Below are 18,537 nucleotides of genomic sequence, written 5' to 3' on the forward strand. Positions count from 1 at the left end.
TCCATGCGCCGGTGTCACGCCCACGCGCGCCAAAGCGGATTCACCCGCGCTTGTTGAAGCGGGCCGCGTTGAAGGGATTCCAGCTCACGCCCACGCGCGCTGGAGCGGACTCACCCGCGCCGGCCGAAGCGTCCCCGGAAGTGCTTGTCGAGGAAGGCCTCCGTGCTCGCGTAGGCATCCTGCGCTCGCTGGGACAGGGGCCGCGCCGGGTGGGCCTGGGCCGCGCGCCGCGCCCGCTGCATCACCGAGCGGGGCGCGTCCGGCGTCGTGCCCTCCGGCAGCTCGCGCTCCAGGGTCGCCCTCAGCGCATGGGCCTGGTCGACCACGCCGAGCGCCTCCTCCAGGGAGACCTCCTTCTCGGCGAGCGCGGCGAAGAGCTGGCAGTGGTACCGGCGGCAGCTGGCGGGCCGGTCCGCGTACACGGCGCAGGTCCGGCCCTCCAGGGCGCCGCAGTGCTGGGCGAGCGCCTGGGTGCCGTCCTCACGGCGCGCGAGCGGGACCCCGCGCCGCTCAAGCGCGGTGGCCTCGTCGGGCTGGAGCGAGACGTGGGTGAAGAGGCTCCCGTCACAGCACATGCCGCAACGGAGGCAGAGGGTGGACAGGGGCATCGTCTCCCCCTAACGCGTCCGGGCACGTCGTTCCATCTCGACGAGGCGCGGAAGGTGCCCCCGCACGCCTGCCCGTGGGTCGGGGTGCTACCTCCAGGGTGGCCAGGTACGTCCCCCTCCTCCGAGGGAGCCGTGCGCGGACCCGGGCCCACACCGGACCGGGTCGAGAAGCTGTTCAGGCGGGCAACGAAACAGTGTCCATCGAGCCCGGGAAGCGCCCTGTGCCGCACGGTTCATCCGAGCCCCTCGGGGATCCGCGACCCCGGCGCCGATGTCGAGGAGGCGACGGGGAGCCTGCCCTCGTGGGCGGACAAGACTCGATACGTGCCGGGATGGGTGAAAGCGGACCCGACGGCGAAGCGGTGGGTGTGTCTGGCTTCCGCGAGGCGACTTGTCCCTGAATCCCAGGGGGTTGGCGCGCCGGATGTGGTTCCGCCACGCCTGTACTGTCGAACAAGTTCCCCGCCCCGCAGGAGTGGGCAGGCTATATGAACCCCGGTTCACCCAGGTGGTATCCGTACCGGGGGACTGCTTCCTTTCGCGCGAAGTCGTACAATCGACTCCCTTCTCACAACGGAGCTGGCATGCAGGCGGACACACGGGACGGGACGCGCGGCCGGGAGTCGGTGCTCGGCTACCGGGTGGGGACGGAGCTGACCGCGGTCGCCTCGTTCGGCGACGGTGACTCGCCGGGCCGCCTGGTGCAGCTCTCGCTCGAGCACCTGACCTTGCACCTGGACTCCAGGTCCTTGCCGAGCCCCGGACAGGCCGCGTCGGTGGTGCTGGGCCAGGGTGAGCGCTGGGCCACGTCGCTGGCCGCGGAGGTGACGGAGGTGCGCGGCGGCAAGCCGGAGGTGAGCCTGCGCTTCGTGTCGCCGCCGCTCGACGCGGGCCGGCGCATCGTCACGGTGCTGGAGGCGCTGCGCGACAACGGCCTGCTGTTGCCGCCCGAGACGCGGCCCGTGTGGAAGGAGCGCATCGACCGCAAGGAGCGCGTGCTGCGCATCTGCGAGGCGCTGGTGGGACGCCAGGCGCGCGGAGTCGCCCGCACGCCACAGGGCCAGAAGGTCTGTGTCACCGCCGTCCACTTCGACGCGCACAACGGCCGCATGGGCTGGCGCTTCGAGGGGCCGCTGCCGCAAGGGCCCTTCGTGCTGGAGGCCTTCGGCTACAGCAGCGTCGTCCACCTGGAGATCCACGACGCGCGCGAGGAGGCCGGCTGGGTGATGATGTCCGTGCCCACGGAGGTGGTGCGCTACCGCCACCGCTGGCTGCGCCGCGCCCCGCCGAGCAGCCCGTGCACGCTGTCCTTCGACCACCCGCTGTGGCCCCAGGTGCACGTGCGCCGGCCGGTGTTGGATTTGTCCTATGAGGGCCTGGCCTTCATGACGGAGCCGGGCGAGGACCTGCTCTATCCCGGGCTGCGCCAGCCGGTGCTGGAGGTGGCCATGGAGGGCATGGCGCCGGTGCGGCTGCGCGCGGAGGTGCGCAACATCTCCGGCACCGCGGCGGGCCGTCGGTGCGGCATGTCCGTGCGGCCGCTGGACGCCGAGGGCGCCCGCGCGTGGCGCGCGCTGGTGGAGGCGCAGATGCATCCGTCCACCCGCGTGGAGGGTGACTGGGGCGACGCCACGTGGAAGCTCTTCCAGGGCTCGGGCTACTTCGGGCTGCCGGGCAAGTCGCCCGAGGACTTCACCGAGGAGCGCCCCTGGTTCGACGCCACGCAGGAGCGGCTGGAGGGCCGCACGCGCCTGGGCTACCGCGTGGTGCGTCCGGCGGGTGAGTCGCTGGAGGCCACGCTGTCCGTGGTGAAGCCGTACGAGGGCACATGGATGGCGCACCAGCTGGCGCGTCAGGCGGTGCCCGGTCAGCGCAGCTCCGCGCGCGAGGCGCTGCGCGACATCTACCTGCGCGGCTACGAGCCCACCCAGGTGGACCCCGACGTGAAGTGGTTCATCGCCTACTGCGAGGCGAACGTGCGCTGGGTGCGCTTCACCAAGTTCGACTTCGCCAGCTGGTACGAGCACACCGGGCAGGCCAGCCTCACGCCCTTCCGCCTGATGGAGGCGGAGGTGGAGCGCGACTGGGACCACCCCGAGGACGTGGACGTCGCCGTGCCCACCGAGGCCGAGCAGGCCCGGTTCTTCCAGGAGGTCGAGCGCACCCGCCCCGTGGCGTACCGCGAGGCGCTGGACCTGGTGCCCGAGCGATTCGAGCTGTCGCGCGCGCGCACCAAGTGGGGCGAGGCGGGCCTGGGCCGCGAGCGCGAGCTGCGCGTGGCCCGCGTGGACGGCAAGGCCGTGGCCTTCGCGGTGATGGAGTCCGCACAGCCGGGCCTCAACCTCTTCAACGTGCTGGACGGCGTGCGGCTGGTGACGCTCACCGACGACGCGCAGCCGGAGACGCAGCGGGCCCTGCTCGCGCTGCTGGCGCACGCCGCGGAGTGGTACCGCCCGCGCGGCCGCCGCGTCTTCGTGCACTACGTGGAGTCGGCGTGCGTGGAGTACGTCGAGCGCGCCGCCCTGGCGGATTTGGGCGAGGGCAAGCTGTGGATCATCTCCTCCGCGCTCCTGCCCGAGTTCCTCGAGCACCTGTGCGAGGCCACCACGCCCCGCGTCGCCTGAGACGACGAAGGCCGGGTGGCCCTTGAGGGCACCACCCGGCCTCGAGTGCTTCAGGTCGGCCTCACACGAGGCCGACAAGGGCCTACTGCACGGACATGCGCACGTAGTACGTCACGCCGCCGATGTCCTGCGTCTTGGCCTCCTCGTGCTTCGGGTCCTCGAGCACGGCCGCGAACTCGTACTGGACGAAGTCGTCGGTCTGCTTTCCTTCCTTCCACTCGCGGTCCCGGAACTGGAGGCCCACGGGGAACTCCTGCTCGGGCTCCAGCCGGATGGCGATGCGGGCCTTGGTCGGGTCCGTGACTTCGAAGCGCGTCTCGCCCACCTGCTCCAGGCCCTCGATTTCGCCGCCCTGCGCCTTCAGGTGCTCCATCAGCTCGCGGCCCAGGTCCACCACGATTCCGCCGCGCTCGAGCAGCGGGCGCTTGGCCTGCACGGTGCGGTCCTGGAAGCGCAGGTTGAACAGGCGGCCTTCCGTCAGCGTGTTGCGCAGGATGAACGTGGCCTCGGAGAAGCCGAACGGGATGAGGTTCACCACGTTGGTGTTGCGCCAGATGATGTTGTTGTTCTGGCGGGTGTTGTGGTCGGGGTTGCCCAGCTCCGGGTGCGTCATCGGGTCCTGCCGCGTCACCAGGCGCGCCAGCAGGCAGTAGTGGCCCGCGGCGGCCGGGTTCCACTGCACCACCACCTCGTCATCCGCGCCGGCCGGCAGGTGCACCACCTTGGCCTCGCCAATCTCCACCCAGAGGTTGGGCCACGAGGTGCTGGTGGCCGCGGCGGTGCCGTACACCTTCACCATCACGTTGTGCGCGTCCACCGTGCTGCGGTTGCGCACCTTCACGTGCACGAAGTTCGGCTGGCCGGCCTCCGGGTTCTCGTGCGGACCGGGCGTCGCCGTGGTGCGCACCCAGATGTCCTCGCTCTCCCACATGCCGTTGGCCGCGGTGGCGGCGTCCGGCTCGGCGCCCGTGTCCCACGGCTTGTCCTTGCCCCACACGTCCGTCTTGCACGCGGCCGGCACGTTGAAGCCGTTGACGGGCGCGGTGCTGGCGGGGCCCACCGAGTTGGCGTCCACGCCCAGGCCGAAGTCGGCGAAGGCCGTCCACAGCCGGCACACGTCCTCGCCGTTGTTCAGCGCCGTCGCGGCCGTGATGATGCCGTCGCGCACCTGGGTGAAGGTGGGGCCGCAGGGCGTGTTCTTCAGGCCCTCGTTGAAGTACAGCATCATGCGCTGGTTACCGGCGCCGCCCGCGGCGTTGTACAGGTTGGTGCTGAAGCCCCAGCGGTCCACCAGCGACCAGTAGGCCTCCCACATCGCCTGCGCGAAGACGGAGCCCACGCCATGCGGCACGGCCATGCCGTTGATGCTGGCGTAGGTCCAGTTGTTCACCGTCTGGTTGGTGCTGTAGCGCTTGGTGCGGATGCCCAGGCCCGTGGTGGGCTGGCCCATGGCGTAGGTGCCCATGCCGCGGCCCTGCGGCCCGGTGTCCGTGGGGCGCGCGGTGTACATCAGCGCCAGGAAGTCGCTGATGCCCTCGCCCGGCTGCTGGTTGTTCTGCAGGCAGTTGGCGTTGCTGGGGCCACCCACCTGGCGGTTGGAGATGCCGTGCCCGTACTCGTGCACGATGATGCCGCTGTCCAAATCACCGTCGCGCCGGGGGAAGGTCTGGTTCCAGACGAACATCTCCATGCGCGGGCGCTGCCCGTCCGGCGGAGACGTGAAGTAGGCGTTGTTGAGGCCGTAGCCGTCCTGCGCCTCGGCGCGCACGGAGTCGTTGCCCAGGCCCCCGTTGCCGTAGGTGTTGTGCTGGAAGTTGCCGGCCGCCTCGTCGAACCCGTACTGGTACTGGATGTCGTGGATGATGTTGTTCCAGTAGAACAGGTTGGTGATGGCCGCCGGCTTGTACGTCGACGGGTCCTGCGTCAGGTCCAGCAGGAAGCTGCAGGTGAGGCCGGGGCCGCAGTCGGGCTGCAAGAGGGGCGGCACGTCGGCGTTGGCCGAGTCGTCGTAGGCGTGGACGTTGTTGCCGCGGTGGAGGGTGTACTCGGCCCCGGGGATGCCGTCGGTGTCGTGCCAGCCGTAGGGTGACGCGATGAGGTTGGCGGGGTTGAGCAGGCTCAGCCGGCCGTCCATGGGCGGCAGCGGCGTGTTGTGGATGGGGCTCTCCACCGGGCGCCGGTAGACGGAGTACGCGTCCGACGCCGTCCAGTCGAAGCGCGTCCACACCTCGCCGGTGTTGGCGTCCACGGTCAGGTCGTAGACGTGCTTGCTGTCGGGCGTGTGGACCTGGAAGTTCCACACCAGCCGGGCGTCACCAGGGCGGATGGGCAGCAGCGCGAGCTCGGCGTCGATGGGCTCGGTGGACAGGCCGGACTGCTCCACGCGGGTGCGCTGACGGGGGCCGTCCTGCTTCTCCAGCGCGCGGGGCGCGGTGGCCAGCTTCAGGCCGAGGTGACGCGCGGCGCCGGTGACGGCGGCGGCGGCGCCCAGGCGCGGCTGGATGCTGGCGACGCTCCGGGCGAGCGACGGCAGGAAGTCGCTGTGCACGCTGAGCACGCGGCCCTGGCTGTCGACGTTGATCTGCAGCTGGCCGTTGTAGAGGGGCAGGCCCTCGTGCGTCTGGCGCAGGTAGAGGTGGGTGATACCCGTCTGCCGCGAGTAGACGCGGTCGGTGACCTCCAGGCTGGCCAGGTCCTTGAGCTCCAGGCCGAGCAGCTCGTACTGGTTCTGGACGAAGGTGAGGCCGACGGCGAGCGCGTCACCCTTGAGGGGGGAGGTGAGCGCGCCCACGGGGTTGACCAGCGAGCGCACCAGGCCCGTGGTGGCGTCGTGCTCCACGCGCAGCTCGGGCACGCTCTTGCGGAGCTGGGCCGCCTTGTCCTGCTGCTTCGCGCTGAGGCCCTGGCGCAGGCCCTGGTTGTGGGCGACGCGGGCGTCGTGGCTGCGCACGCCCTCCGAGCCTTGGACGACGGCGAACGCCGAGGGCGCGCTGCAGACGCCCATCAGCACCAACGCCTGGGTGAGGCGTCGGCGGAAATGACCCTGTGACATGTTGGAATGCTCCGCGGTGAGGGCCGGTGGGGGATTTGAAAACCCGGCGAGCCCGCACAGAGCAGTGGACGTGCCAACGACGTCTTCCGGGCCAACACCGGAAGCGCTGTAGCGTGGGCCGTCACAAAAACGGCGGATTCGTAGCGGAAGGCGTCACGGATGACGGCGGTGACTTCGCCGTAACTTCTGGAGATTCCTGGGGTCCAGGTCGAACCCCCCCGTTTCATGCGACGACCTGGGGGCGTGGAGCCGCTGAGCGGCCCCACTGCGCCACGGTGTTACAGCCCGTCGTCCTCGTCCGGGTCGGGATAGGACTCCAACTCCTCCTCGACCTCCTCGACGCGGCCCTTGCCGTGCTTCTTGCCCTTGGACTCCTTGGGCTCCTTGGTGTCGCCAGTGTGGCCCAGGTCCGCGTCGGCGCCGACCACGTACCACTGGCGGCCCTGCTGGATGCGGCGCAGCACGCCCTCCTGCTCCAGCGCGGCGAGCAGCTTGGCGAAGGTGGCGAAGCCGTACTCGCTCTCGTCGAAGTCCGGCTCCTTGCGGACGATGGTCTCCTTGATGAGCGAGGGGTTGACCGGGCCTGTCGCGCGGGCCAGCAGGTTCTGCACCACCTCGCGGGCAATCTGCGGCACGTCCGACTTGGCGTGGCCCTTGTTGCCCGACGGCGCCTGCTTGTCGGCCTCCGCCTTGCCGCCCTTGCCCCCGGCATCGCGCCCATGGCGGCCGCGCTTGCCGTGCCCCGCCTCCTCGGACGCTCCACCGTGACGGCCCTTCTCACCCTTCTCCGAGCGCTGACGGGTGCGCAGGTAGATGAACTCGTCACACGCGTTGACGAACAGGGGGGAGGTGGACTCCTTCACCGCCAGCCCGATGACGGTGCGGCCGTTCTCGCGCAGCTTGTACGCCAGCGGGCAGAAATCACTGTCGCCGGAGGCGATGACGAACGTGTCGATGCTCTCTCTCGCGTAGCACAGCTCCAGCGCGTCGATGACCAGGCGCATGTCCGCGCCGTTCTTCCCCGCGCGCGTGGAGGGCGGCACGTCGATGAGCTCCACGCCGAACCGGTGCAGCCCAATCTTCGCGTCGCTGAAGCGCGACCAGTCACAGTAGGCGCGGCGGAAGACCACCTTGCCCTTCTCCAGCAGTCGGTCGAGCGAGGGCTGGAGGTCGAAGTTGGAGGCGCTGATGCCTGTATTGGTGACGAGGTTCTCGAAGTCGAGAAAGAGGGCGATGCGGTGCTCGTTGGTCCGACCGTTCACGTGAGGCCTCTGCGGTATGGCGCCCCGGCGCGTCTTCCGTCCGGAAGGGCGCCCGCCGGGCCTTGCGGGTGCACCCTAGCCTGTTCCCACCGGCATGGGGCGCGGGTGTTCGCCGGCTGAACACTCGGGCCACAGCGTCGGCCTGTCCTTCCGGGAGGAGGCCGGGGCGCCCTCCAGGCGTGAGCGCCGGGGCGTGACCTAGCTTCGGGCAAACGGGTCGAGGACCCCCCAGCCGGAGCATGCGTCATGACACGAACGAGGTGGAGTCGCTGGAAGAGTCTGGCCCTGGCGGTACCCGCCACGGGAGCGCTGCTGCTGCCAGCCGTCGGCGCCGCGGAGATACCCAACCATGACTCGCGAGAGTACCAGCAGAGCCAGATTGAGTTCGACAGAACCACCACGCGGGCCTCCGTCCTGCCGCCGCTCAACCTGGGTGGCATGATTGGCGTGGACGTCACGCCCACCCAGGGCCAGGTGCCCATCGTCCAGGGGCCCAAGGTGGACACGCTGCCGGACCCCAAGCGCACGAAGCAGATCTCGGGCGAGGTGGTGGAGCTGGGCAACGACGTCCTCTACATCCAGGAGGATCAGCAGGGCGCCGTCATCCCGCTGGACCTGCAGGCGCTGCGCCTGACGCAGACGCCCCGGGAGGGCCAGAAGGTGGTGGCCGACTACCAGGTGGAGAACCAGACGCGGAACCTGGCGACGGCGCTCCAGGGAGAGAAGTGAGCGCCGCCTGCTTCAGGGGAACCACTCCGGGGGAGCCGCCATCCAGCGCGCTCCTCCCCCGGATGGGACGTGACTACCTGGCCTTCTTGCCGACGACGGTGTCCGGGCGCGCGTTGTCGCCGTACTTGCCCGCCGCGTAGTCACGCGCCATCTGCTCCAGCGTGACGTGCGGCACCTTCTTCGCGTGGCCGGCCTGGCCGAACTGCTTCATGCGCTCCTCGCACACGGCCTGCATCGCCGCGCGCGCGGGCGTCAGGTAGTAGCGCGGGTCGAACTCCTCCGGCTTCGCGGTGAACGCCTTGCGGATGGCGCCGGTGATGGCCAGGCGGTTGTCCGTGTCGACGTTGATCTTCCGCACGCCCGCGCGGATGCCGCGCTGGATCTCCTCCACCGGCACGCCGTAGGTCTCCTTGATGCGACCGCCGTTGGCGTTGATGATGTCGCACAGCTCCTTGGGCACGGAGCTGGAGCCGTGCATCACCAGGTGGCAGTTGGGGATCTTCCTGTGGATCTCCTCGATGCGGCTCATCGCGAGCACGTCGCCGCTGGGCTTGCGCGAGAACTTGTAGGCGCCGTGGCTCGTCCCCATGGCGACGGCGAGCGCGTCGATGCCCGTGCGGTTGACGAAGTCCACCGCCTGGTCCGGGTCGGTGAGCAGCTGGTCCAGGGTCAGCTTGCCCTCGGCGCCGTGGCCATCCTCCTTCTCGCCCATGCCGTGCTCCAGGGAGCCCAGCACGCCCAGCTCACCCTCCACGGACACGCCGAAGCGGTGCGCCACGTTCACCACCTCGCGCGTGACGGCCACGTTGTACTCGTAGCTGGACGGCGTCTTGCCGTCGTCCTCGAGCGAGCCGTCCATCATCACGCTGGTGAAGCCCATGCGGATGGCGCTGATGCACGTCTCCGGCGAGTTGCCGTGGTCCTGGTGCATGACCACCGGAATCTCCGGATACAGCTCCACCGCGGCCTGCATCAGGTTCCGCAGGAACAAGTCGTTGGTGTACTTCCGCGCACCGCGCGACGCCTGGATGATGGCCGGGCTCTGGGTGGCGCGCGCGGCCTCCATGATGGCCTGGATCTGCTCCATGTTGTTGACGTTGAGCGCGGCGACCCCGAAGTTGTTGGCGGCGGCGTAGTCGAGCAGGGGACGCAGGGCGATGAGCGGCATGACTGTGTCTCTCCGTGGCGGATTGGAAGAAGTGAGTGAGGGCGCCTGAGTTAGCACGGACGCGGCGGCGGACGCCCCCAAAAGCTCGCCGGCCGCGTTCCCCAGCGGACGCTGTCAGCGACTGGCCACCGGGTGCAATTGGACCAGCAAGGGCAGGCTCGCCGCGCGCTCCATCAGCCGGGGCTTGGGACGCACCGCCACCGGCACCCGGGACGCACCGAGCATTTCCAGGTCGAACACGTTGTCGCCGAAGGCCGCGTACAGGGGGCGCTGGGTGCGGGCCCTGAGGCACGTCACCTTGCCGGGGCCATAAGGGATGGGCGACACCACGTCCGTCCACACCACGCCGTCGCGGGACTGGGGCGTGCTCGCCACCACCTGCTCGGGGGGGATGCCGACGACGCGCGCGGCGGCCTGCACCACGGCCAGCGGCGAGGCGCTCACCACGTAACAGGGCACGTCGTGCGCTCGTGCCCACTCCAGGACACGGTGAACCTCGGGGTGGACGCGCTCGGCCACGCCGTGTGACTCCACCACGCCGCGAGCGAAGGCGGACAGCGCCTCGAGCGTCCAGCCCGCGGCCACCCAGGTGGCCATCTCGCAGATGTCCTTCTCCGGAATGCGGCCGGCCTGGAAGGCGGAGAACATGCGGCGGGCCAGCGTGCTGGGGCTGCCCTCGGTCTCCAGGCCGTAGTGGGTGGCGACGGCCGTGAGGCGGGGCCGCACGTCCTCTCGCACGGCGTCGTGCCCCGTCATGCTCATGAACAGGTCATCGCCGACGTCGCCGCTCCACAGCGTGCCGTCTCCGTCGAAGGCCAGCACTCCGCCCGGCATGGCCTCCCGCTCGCGGGCGATGCGCTCCAGCGTCTGCTCCACGTGCTCCGTCTTCATGGCGGACATCCTGGCCGCCCATGCGCGCGCGGCCAACCCCTGTCTTTGTTTTCACGCGGAGGTGACGCGTCCTGCGAGCTGCCCGCGCGAAAAGCGCCGGGAAATGGTGACTCACCGACGGATTTTCAAGACCCCCGTTGAGACACCAGCAGCGGGGATTCGAAACGTCCAAGGGGGGACGTTTCATGCCGTTCGGGGGAGCGCGCATGTCCGGTCTCAATCTGAAGGTCCTTCCTGGGGAAGGCCCGGATGTACGAGAGGGTGCGTCCGAAGTCGCGACAGAGGGCGTCTCGAGGGCGGAGGACTTCGTCCGGGGACGCGGCATCCGGCTGGTGCGGGAGGACGGCACGGCGTTCCTCGACGCGGCGTCGGGCACCTTCAACGTGCCGCTCGGCTATGACCACCCGGAGGTGGTGGAGGCCGTCGTCGAGCAGCTGCGCCGCATGGCGCACGCCAGCTCCTCGCTGATGGCGGCGCAGGCGAAGCAGGTGCTCTCGGAGCTCCTCGCGCATGCCCCGAGTCACCTCACGGCCGGATGGATGCGCGACATCACCGGCTCCACCGCCAACGAGTGCGCGGTGCAGGTGGCCCAGAAGGCCACGGGAAAGACAGACGTGCTGAGCCTGTTCCTGTCGCATCATGGGCAGACACAGTTCACCACGGCGATTTCGGGCAACGCATTCCGGCGCAAGGGCTTCCCGGAGGCGGTGTCACCACACTCGGTGAAGGTGCCGGCGCCCTACTGCTACCGGTGCTTCTACAAGGCGAAGTACCCCGGCTGCGGGATGCTGTGCGTGGAGCGCATCAGCGACTTCGTGGAGTACGCGAGCAGCGGCTCGGTGGCGTGCATGCTGGTGGAGCCGGTGCTGGGCAACGGCGGCAACGTGGTGCCGCCGCCGGGCTACTTCCAGGCACTCAACAAGCTGTGTGAGGAGAAGGGCATCCTCCTCATCGCGGACGAGGTGCAGACGGGCATGGGGCGCACCGGGCACCTGTTCGCCTCGGAGGCGCTGGGCTTCAAGCCGAACATCGTCACGCTGGCCAAGGGGCTGGGCGGCATCGGCGTGCCGGTGGCGGCGGTGCTCTTCGAGGGCGCGCTGGACGTGCTGGAGAGCCACGAGCACTCCTTCACCTCGGGGTGCAATCCGGTGGCGCTCACCGCGGCGTCCGCCACGCTGAAGGCGATGACGTCCGGTCACCTGCTGGCGAACGTGCGTCGCAACGGAATCATCCTGGGCGAGCTCTTGCGCACCCTGGCCACGCGTCACCCTTGCGTCGGGGACGTGCGGGGGCTCGGGTACATGTGGGGGCTGGAGCTCATCCGCGAGGATGGCTCGCCGGACGTGGAGAAGACGCTGGCGCTCATCCGCGTGGCGCAGGAGCGCCACCAACTGGTGCTGCGCGGCTCGCGCTACAGCTTCGGCAACGTGGTGAAGGTGCGTCCGCCGCTCATCGCGACGCAGGACGACCTGGAAGAAATCGTCGCGCGGTTGGGCCGCGCGCTCGCGGACGTGGGCTGACTCGAGGGGGCGTGTCACATGCGGGCATTGGTGTATTCAGCGGCCTGGGAGCTGTCGCTCCAGGAGCACGCGGAGCCGGCGGCGCCGGTGCGGGACGAGGTGCTGGTGCGCGTGCGCGCCACCGGCATCTGCGGCACGGACCTGGGCATCATCGGCGGCGAGTACGCGGCGAAGCCCGGGGTGGTGCTGGGCCACGAGTCCTCGGGTGAGGTCGTCGCCGTGGGCCCCGCCGTGCGCGACGTGCGGGTGGGGGACCGCGTCGTCATCGACCCGACCTTCTTCTGCGGCCAGTGTCGGCTGTGTCGCTCGGGTCGGCAGAACCACTGCGAGCGCAAGGGCGAGACGGAGACGGGCGTCAGCGCGGACGGGACGATGGCGCCCCTGCACAGGACGACGGAGCGCTTCCTCTACACGCTGCCCGCGCACGTGGGCTTCGAGGAGGCGAGCCTCACCGAGCCCTTGAGCTGCGCCGTCACGGGCGCGAACCAGCTGCGCCTGCGGCCCTCACTGCGCGCGGTGGTGCTGGGGGGCGGACCCATGGGCGTGCTGTACGCGTGGGTGCTGTCGAGCCTGGGGCTGACGGGCACGTTGGTGGAGCGCGCGCCGGGGCGGCGGGAGCTGTGCCGCGAGGTGGTGGACCGACGCTGGGCGGTGGCCGAGTCACTGGACGAGGTGTGCGCGCGCTACGCGAGGGACGCGGCGCCGCTCGACCTGGTGGTGGACACCACGGGCCGCATGGCGGGGGACGTGCTGCCCAGGCTCTCGCGCGGCGGACAGCTGTTGCTGGTGGGGCTCAAGCGTCACGAGGTGCCGCTGGACGTGGGCGCCATCGCGGACCGGAGCCTGTCCGTGCAGGGCTCCATCGATTCGTTGGACGGCAGCTTCGCCACCGCGCTGCACCTCATCGGCTCGGGCGTCATCCCCGCGCGCCGATTGGTGTCGCACCAGCTTCCGCTGACGCGCTTCCGGGAGGGATTGGCGCTGGTGGGCTGCGACGTGGACGCGCGGCGCCAGGGCGCTCCCGCGGGCGCGCTGAAGGTCGTCCTCCAACCCTGATGCGAGCGAGGCCCACGCACATGATTCACGGACTGCTGATTGAAGGCACGGACTACGCGGGCAAGACGACGGTGTGCAAGCTGTTGGGCGCGAGCCTGTCGGCGGCGGGGCTGCCCGCGCGGCTGGGGCACTGCTACGTGCACGACCTGCCCATCCTCGACCACTTCCTGGCCGAGGCGAAGCTCACGCCGGACCTGCTGCGGATTGATTGGTTCTACTCGGCGAACATCCTGCTGGACCTGGCGCGGTGTCATCGCGGGCTGCCGTCGGGGTTCCTGGTGCAGGACCGGCACTGGCTCAGCCAGGTGGGGCGCAACCGCTTCTTCCATCCGGAGGCGGCGGGGTTGCCGAGTCAGCTCATCTGGGATGAGCACCTCCCGTTCGCGTTCAACTACTACCTGACGTCCACGCCGAAGGCGAAGCGTGAGCGCTCGCTGCTGCGTCCCTCCAAGTCGGTGCGGGACACGTACCTGCGCGACAACCCCGAGCGTCACCAGGCCTACGACGAGTTCCTCGTGTCGCTGCTGCCGCCCGAGGAGCGCTGGGTGGTGGTGGACACGAGCGAACTGCGGCCGGAGCAGGTGGCCGAGCGCATCGCGACGGACGTGCTGCGGCGGCTGCATGCGGAGGCACCGGTGCGTCCGGTGGTGGCGCGCTAGGTGGCGACGGCGGGGGAGCGACGAGGCCCGAGGGGCGGGCAGGCAATGCGGACACGGGGTGGTGACATGGAAGTGCTCGTCATCGGCAACAACACGGTGGACATCGTCTTCTCCACGCGCGAGGCGCTGGTGACGGACGGGAAGGTGCAGGCGGACGGCCTGCGCTTCTTCGGCGGCGGGCAGGGCGCCAACGTGGCGGCGATGCTGGGCGCGCTGGGGGTCACCACGCGCTACTTCGGTGTCTTCGGTGGAGGGGACTTCGGGAGGCTCGCGCGCGGCTCGCTGGTGGAGGCGGGCGTGCGGGTGGAGGGCAGCCTCACGGTGGCGGACTGTCCGCAGCACACGGCGGCCATCGTGGTGGACACGACGCACGGCACGCGCTCGCTGGTGATGCACAAGGACGCGCGGCTGCGGATGGACGGTGTCCCGGTGGAGGCCGCGCCGATGGATGCGTGTGGCCTGGTGTACCTGGACGGGCACGAGCCCGCCTTCTCGCTGGCGCTGGCGAAGCACGCGCGGGCGCGGGGGCTGCCGGTGTTGGCGGACGCGGAGGTGGCCGACGAGGCCCGGCCGCTGTTGCCGCACCTCACGAGCCTGGTGGCGCCTGGGAAGGTGCTGCGCGAGCTGACGGGGGAGCGGGAGCTGGCCTCGGCCGCGCGGGCGCTGCTGGCTGGAGGGCTGCGCGTGGTGGTGGGCACGCTGGGCGCGGAGGGGTGCGAGGGGTGGACGTCGGATGGAGAGCACCACCGCGTGTCGGCGGAGTCCTGCGAGGTGGTGGACACGACGGGTGCGGGGGATGCGTTCCACGCGGGCTACATCGCGGCGGTGCTCGCGGGGCAGGGCTTCGGTGAGGCGCTGCGCTTCGCGACGAAGGTGGCGGCGGTGAAGTGCGGCGCGCCGGGACCCCGCGCGGGAGCGGACCGGCTGGCGCTGCTGGGCACGGCACTGGGCGCGAGCGGGGGCGCGTCCTCTTCGCTGCTGTAGCGGCGAGGCGGACACGAGGCAGGGTCATGAAAGTCATTGTCACGGGAGCGAGTGGGTTCCTGGGCCGTCGCCTGATGCGCGCTCTGCGCACGAGCGGAGCCCAGGCCGTGGGGACCTGGAGCACGACGCCGCGCGAGGGCCTGGAGCGCCTGGACATCACCGACGCACGCGCCGTGGACGAGGCCTTCGCGGCGGGACGCTTCGACGTGTGCATCCACGCGGCGGCGCGATGCAACCTGGATGACTGCGAGCGAAACCGGACGCTCGCGTCGACCACCAACGTGGTCGGCACGGGCCACGTGGTGGAGGCCTGCCGACGCACGCGCACCCGTCTGCTCTACGTGTCCACGGACCACGTCTTCGACGGCGCACCCACGAGCGCGTACGTGGAGACGGACGCACCCCGACCGTTGCAGCACTACGGCGTCACCAAGCGGGAAGGAGAACTGCTCGCGCTGACACTCGAGGACGCGCTGGTGCTGCGCGTGCCCCTGCTCTACGGCCTCGCGGGGCCGGACGAGAAGGCCACCTTCGTCACGTCCACGCTGGAGCGGCTCGCGGCGGGCCAGCCCGTGTACGCGGATGGCGAACAGGTGCGCTACCCGGTGCTGGTGGACGAGGTGGCGGCGATTCTCGCGCGCCTCGCGGGGGGAGGCGTGCACGGCGTGCTGCACTTCAGCGGCGCCGAGGCCACCACGAAGTACTCGTGGGCGAGGCGACTGGCGCATGCCTTCAACCTGGACGTGACGCTGGTGCACGCGCGCAAGGAGTCGTCGCTCGCGGCGCGTCCTCGCGACAACCGGTTGGGCTCCACGCGGCTGTCCGCGCTCGGGTTCGAACCGCCGCTCACGCTCACGGAGGGACTGGACGTCCTCCGTCACCAGCGGGAGGCGGCGCGATGAGGGGGCCCGTGTCGGAAGGAGACTGGCGCGGCGTCGTGCGCGACGTGCGGGTGAACGGCCACCGCGTCACCAAGCGCGCCACGCACGGCCGGGACAAGCTCCTGCGCGAGGTGGCGTGGCTGAAGGCGCTTCCACCCAGGGCCGTCGGGTACTTCCCGCGGGTGCTGGAGGTGCGCACGGGGGAGGGCTGGGCCGAGTACGACATGGACTTCTGCCCGTGGCCGGACATGTCGCGCGTGCTGGTGGACGGCACGCTGACGGTGGACGAGGCCATCTCGGGGACGCGGAGTCTCCTCGACTTCGCCTTCGACGTGCTCTACGCGGACCATCACCGGCCGGCGCCGGAGGACTTCTTCCACGTCAGCTACGTGGACAAGTTCTGGCGCCGGGCGAGCGCGGGCCGGGGCATGTCCGAGCGCTTCGACCGGCTGTGCTCAGCGGAGCAGTTGGACATCCACGGCCGGGTGTACCCGAGCGCGGCGTCCCTGATGCGCGAGCTGCAACGCGACACCGTGTTGCTCGCGCGACTGCGTCCACCGTGCCTCGGTCGGTTCCACGGGGACTTCAAGTACGACAACGTGCTGTTCGAGCCTGCCACGGGACGCTTCCTGTTGCTGGACCCGCGCGGCTCCACCGTCACCGGGGACTCCGACAGCGACTACATGGAGGACCTGGCCAAGCTGCGCACGTGCACGCGGGGGCTCTACGACCTGGTGCGCGCGGGCGCGGCGCGGGTGAGCGAGGGCGAGGGACGCATCTCGTGGGAGTGGGCCTCGTGGGCCGGGCCGGCGTTGCAGCGCTTCGCCGCGCTGGACGCATGGCTGGTCGACGAGCTGTCTGTGAAGGCCCGCGTGCGGAGGGACGCGGACTGGCGCGTGCGGCTGGACGTGCTCGCGCCGCTGCTGCTCCTGGCGAACGCGCCGTTCCAACTCGCGCCCGTGAATCCACGGACCGAGGACATCGCGCTGGTGCTGCACGCCACGGGCGTGCGGTTGCTCGCGGAGGCGCTGGAGCTGCACGGCACCCGGGACCTGGGGGTGTCGCCATGACGGCGAGCGAATCACTCCTCCGAGGCCGCCTGGAGGAAGCCGGGCAGCACTTCACGCAGCCCCGCGATGACCGCCGCGGCCACGAAGGCATGTCCCACGGACACGAGCGTGGGGCGCACCGCGCGGATGAGCGGCGGCAGGTGACGCCGGTCCAGGTCATGCGCGGCGTTGACCTCCAGCCCGAGCTGACGCGCGCGGTCCGCCGCGAGCGCGAGGGCCTCCAGCGCACGCTCCCGCGTGGGGGTCTCGAAGCCCTCGACATACGCACGGCAGTTGAGCTCCACCGCGGCGGCGCCCGCGCGTGCGACGAGGTCCACGGCCGCCGGCTCCGGGTCCACGAACACGGAGATGCGCGTGCGTCCCTGGAGCGAGCGCACCCAGTGCGCCAGCCGTGCCTGGTCATCCTCCGCGCGCCAGCCGCGCTGCGTGGTGAGGTGCTGGGCCTCGAACGGTGTCACCACCCAGCAGCCGACGCCGGGCGTCCGCTCGAGCAGCGCGCCCAGGTCCTCGCGCAGGTCTCCGCCCACGTGCAGCGAGGCGCGCTCGTCACGGATGACCTCCAGTCGCGAGAGCGCGGAGACGTCCTCGGGCTTCACGTGCCGATGGTCCGGCCACTGGTGCACGAGCAGCGCGCGGCAGCCGCCGTCGACGAGCGCCCGCGCGGCCTCGCCGAGGTCGGGGACGGCGCTCCCACGCGACGAGCGCAGCAGCGCGACCTTGTTGAGTCCCACGCGAAGCACGGGTGTCGAGGCAGCGGCACGCATCCACGGTCCTCCGGATTCCAGGGGACCCATCCTCGCACGGGCGTCGCGCGGGGACTCGTTCGATTCAGGCGGTGGGGTGTGGCCGCCACAGGTGCAGCACGCAGCACGTAGCACGCAGTCACAACCGACACATCAAGGAGCATCACCATGAACAAGCCCCGCAGCGTTGCCATCAAGCTGTCCGCCGACACCATGAAGTGCGTCGTCGGTGGCGCCATCACCACCACGAACATCCCCGTCGTCACCCTGCCGGGTCCCATCGTCACGGGCCCGGTGGTGACGGGTCCCATCCTCGAGGGGCCGGGCCGCGTCTTCCCGGTGCTGTGATTTCGCCGGTGAAGGCTGACCGCGTGGGCCGTTGAGGCTCATGCAGGGGGGCGCGGGCCGCCTGGAAACGGGCCCGCGTCGTCCTTCCTCTTCTTTTTTCCGATGTGGCGGCCCTCATGACGCAGCCTTCGCGTGACGACCTGGTGGACCTCCTGGGTGTGGACCTGGGCCAGCTGTTGGCGCTCGAGTCCCTGACGCCCGCGCTGGAGGCCGCGGTGTTCCTGTCCGGCTCCCTGGTGGAGGGCATGGGCAACGCCTTCTCCGACATCGACGTGTTCATCGTCGGCGGGGGGGAGCCGAAGGGCACCAGCCTGCACAAGGCGGGGGAGGCGCTCTTCTCCGTGCACATGCTCGGCAAGCGGCGCGTGGACTTCGAGTACTGGAGTGACGCGGCCGTGGAGCGGCTCGCCGCGAAGCTGGCCTCGCTCGACCTGAAGGAGGGGGGGCCGGACAACGTGATGATGGAGCGGCGGATGACGGAGGACGAAATCGTCTTCCTCCACCGCGTGCGCACGGGCGTCGCGCTGACGCACGACAGCCGCCTGGAGCGGCTCCGCGCCCGCTTCGACTTCCCTCGGCTGTCGCGGTGGTTGCAGGAGGTGAAGATTCGCGAGGTCGACGACGCGCTCGAGGACCTCTACGGGATGATGGAGCAGCCGGACGTGGCGCTGATGCGCGCGCGGGAGCTGCTCAACTCCACCTGCGACGCCTTCTGTCACGCGCGGGGCAGCACGAACATCCGTCGCAAGTGGCGCACCAGAATCCTGGGGCAGCTCGCCGCGAGCGGTGACGCGGAGGCACGCACGTTCGAGCAGCGCTTCTGGGAGCTCCAGTTCCCCGACGGCGCGCGGCTGAGGGCGCAACCGGAGGCGCTCAAGGCCTATCTGGAGACGTGCATCCGGCTGTGCAACCAGCTCACGGATGTCATCGAGGGATGAGCGC

16 protein-coding genes are annotated in these 18,537 nt (G+C 70.5%); 10 read left to right on the top strand and 6 right to left on the bottom strand.

Features of this window, described 5'->3' with window-relative positions:
• Positions 1-110: 110 nt before the first annotated feature.
• Positions 111-608: a YkgJ family cysteine cluster protein gene (locus K8625_RS26170; protein ID WP_223784220.1), complete on the bottom strand. Its 498-nt coding sequence runs from the start codon at positions 606-608 to the stop codon at positions 111-113.
• A 584-nt stretch (positions 609-1,192) separates the two neighbouring features.
• Here K8625_RS26170 and K8625_RS26175 point away from each other — a divergent pair.
• On the top strand, positions 1,193-3,232 hold the full coding sequence (locus K8625_RS26175) for a PilZ domain-containing protein (protein ID WP_223749480.1): 2,040 nt from the start codon (positions 1,193-1,195) through the stop codon (positions 3,230-3,232).
• Positions 3,233-3,314: 82 nt separating this feature from the next.
• On the opposite strand, the gene K8625_RS26180 is transcribed toward K8625_RS26175, so the two are convergent.
• Both K8625_RS26180 and K8625_RS26185 read right to left on the bottom strand, forming a co-directional pair.
• Positions 3,315-6,284 carry a M36 family metallopeptidase gene (locus tag K8625_RS26180; RefSeq protein ID WP_223749479.1) on the bottom strand — a complete coding sequence of 990 codons (2,970 nt, stop codon included), beginning with the start codon at positions 6,282-6,284 and terminating at the stop codon, positions 3,315-3,317.
• 278 nt (positions 6,285-6,562) lie between these two features.
• Positions 6,563-7,546: an NYN domain-containing protein gene (locus K8625_RS26185; RefSeq protein ID WP_223784221.1), complete on the bottom strand. Its 984-nt coding sequence runs from the start codon at positions 7,544-7,546 to the stop codon at positions 6,563-6,565.
• A gap of 246 nt (positions 7,547-7,792) precedes the next feature.
• On the opposite strand from K8625_RS26185, the gene K8625_RS26190 reads away from it, so the two are divergent.
• On the top strand, positions 7,793-8,275 hold the full coding sequence (locus tag K8625_RS26190) for a hypothetical protein (protein ID WP_223784222.1): 483 nt from the start codon (positions 7,793-7,795) through the stop codon (positions 8,273-8,275).
• 73 nt (positions 8,276-8,348) lie between these two features.
• On the opposite strand, the gene fba is transcribed toward K8625_RS26190, so the two are convergent.
• Together fba and K8625_RS26200 are read right to left on the bottom strand one after the other, a co-directional pair.
• The gene (fba, locus tag K8625_RS26195) at positions 8,349-9,443 is read right to left on the bottom strand and encodes a class II fructose-bisphosphate aldolase (RefSeq protein ID WP_223784223.1); all 1,095 of its coding nucleotides are present in this window, start codon (positions 9,441-9,443) and stop codon (positions 8,349-8,351) included.
• A gap of 114 nt (positions 9,444-9,557) precedes the next feature.
• A complete protein-coding gene (locus tag K8625_RS26200) occupies positions 9,558-10,334 on the bottom strand; it encodes an HAD family phosphatase (RefSeq protein WP_223784224.1) in 777 nt (258 codons plus the stop codon).
• Between the two features lie 206 nt (positions 10,335-10,540).
• Between K8625_RS26200 and K8625_RS26205 the strand changes: the two genes are divergently transcribed.
• The 6 genes from K8625_RS26205 (at position 10,541) to K8625_RS26230 (ending at position 16,504) form a co-directional block, all read left to right on the top strand.
• Positions 10,541-11,854: an aspartate aminotransferase family protein gene (locus tag K8625_RS26205; RefSeq protein WP_223784225.1), complete on the top strand. Its 1,314-nt coding sequence runs from the start codon at positions 10,541-10,543 to the stop codon at positions 11,852-11,854.
• Positions 11,855-11,872: 18 nt separating this feature from the next.
• Positions 11,873-12,910 (top strand): zinc-binding dehydrogenase, encoded by a 1,038-nt coding sequence (locus K8625_RS26210; RefSeq protein WP_223784226.1) that lies wholly within the window; start codon positions 11,873-11,875, stop codon positions 12,908-12,910.
• A gap of 20 nt (positions 12,911-12,930) precedes the next feature.
• Positions 12,931-13,569, top strand: coding sequence for a hypothetical protein (locus K8625_RS26215; protein ID WP_223784227.1), 639 nt, complete (start codon positions 12,931-12,933; stop codon positions 13,567-13,569).
• A gap of 66 nt (positions 13,570-13,635) precedes the next feature.
• Positions 13,636-14,553, top strand: a complete 918-nt coding sequence (locus K8625_RS26220; protein WP_223784228.1) for a carbohydrate kinase family protein — start codon at positions 13,636-13,638, stop codon at positions 14,551-14,553.
• A gap of 26 nt (positions 14,554-14,579) precedes the next feature.
• Positions 14,580-15,455: an SDR family oxidoreductase gene (locus K8625_RS26225; RefSeq protein WP_223784229.1), complete on the top strand. Its 876-nt coding sequence runs from the start codon at positions 14,580-14,582 to the stop codon at positions 15,453-15,455.
• A gap of 8 nt (positions 15,456-15,463) precedes the next feature.
• A complete protein-coding gene (locus K8625_RS26230; RefSeq protein WP_223784230.1) occupies positions 15,464-16,504 on the top strand; it encodes a hypothetical protein in 1,041 nt (346 codons plus the stop codon).
• A gap of 11 nt (positions 16,505-16,515) precedes the next feature.
• Here K8625_RS26230 and K8625_RS26235 read toward each other — a convergent pair whose 3' ends face one another.
• The gene (locus K8625_RS26235) at positions 16,516-17,268 is read right to left on the bottom strand and encodes a pyridoxine 5'-phosphate synthase (protein WP_223784231.1); all 753 of its coding nucleotides are present in this window, start codon (positions 17,266-17,268) and stop codon (positions 16,516-16,518) included.
• Between the two features lie 147 nt (positions 17,269-17,415).
• Between K8625_RS26235 and K8625_RS26240 the strand changes: the two genes are divergently transcribed.
• Complete coding sequence (locus K8625_RS26240; RefSeq protein ID WP_141326135.1) at positions 17,416-17,595, top strand: hypothetical protein; 180 nt, start codon at positions 17,416-17,418, stop codon at positions 17,593-17,595.
• A gap of 116 nt (positions 17,596-17,711) precedes the next feature.
• Entirely contained in the window at positions 17,712-18,533 is an 822-nt protein-coding gene (locus tag K8625_RS26245; protein ID WP_223784232.1) for a hypothetical protein, read from the top strand.
• The last annotated feature ends 4 nt before the right edge of the window (positions 18,534-18,537 follow it).

Source organism: Myxococcus sp. AS-1-15 (assembly GCF_020037055.1).
Classification (GTDB): domain Bacteria; phylum Myxococcota; class Myxococcia; order Myxococcales; family Myxococcaceae; genus Myxococcus; species Myxococcus fulvus.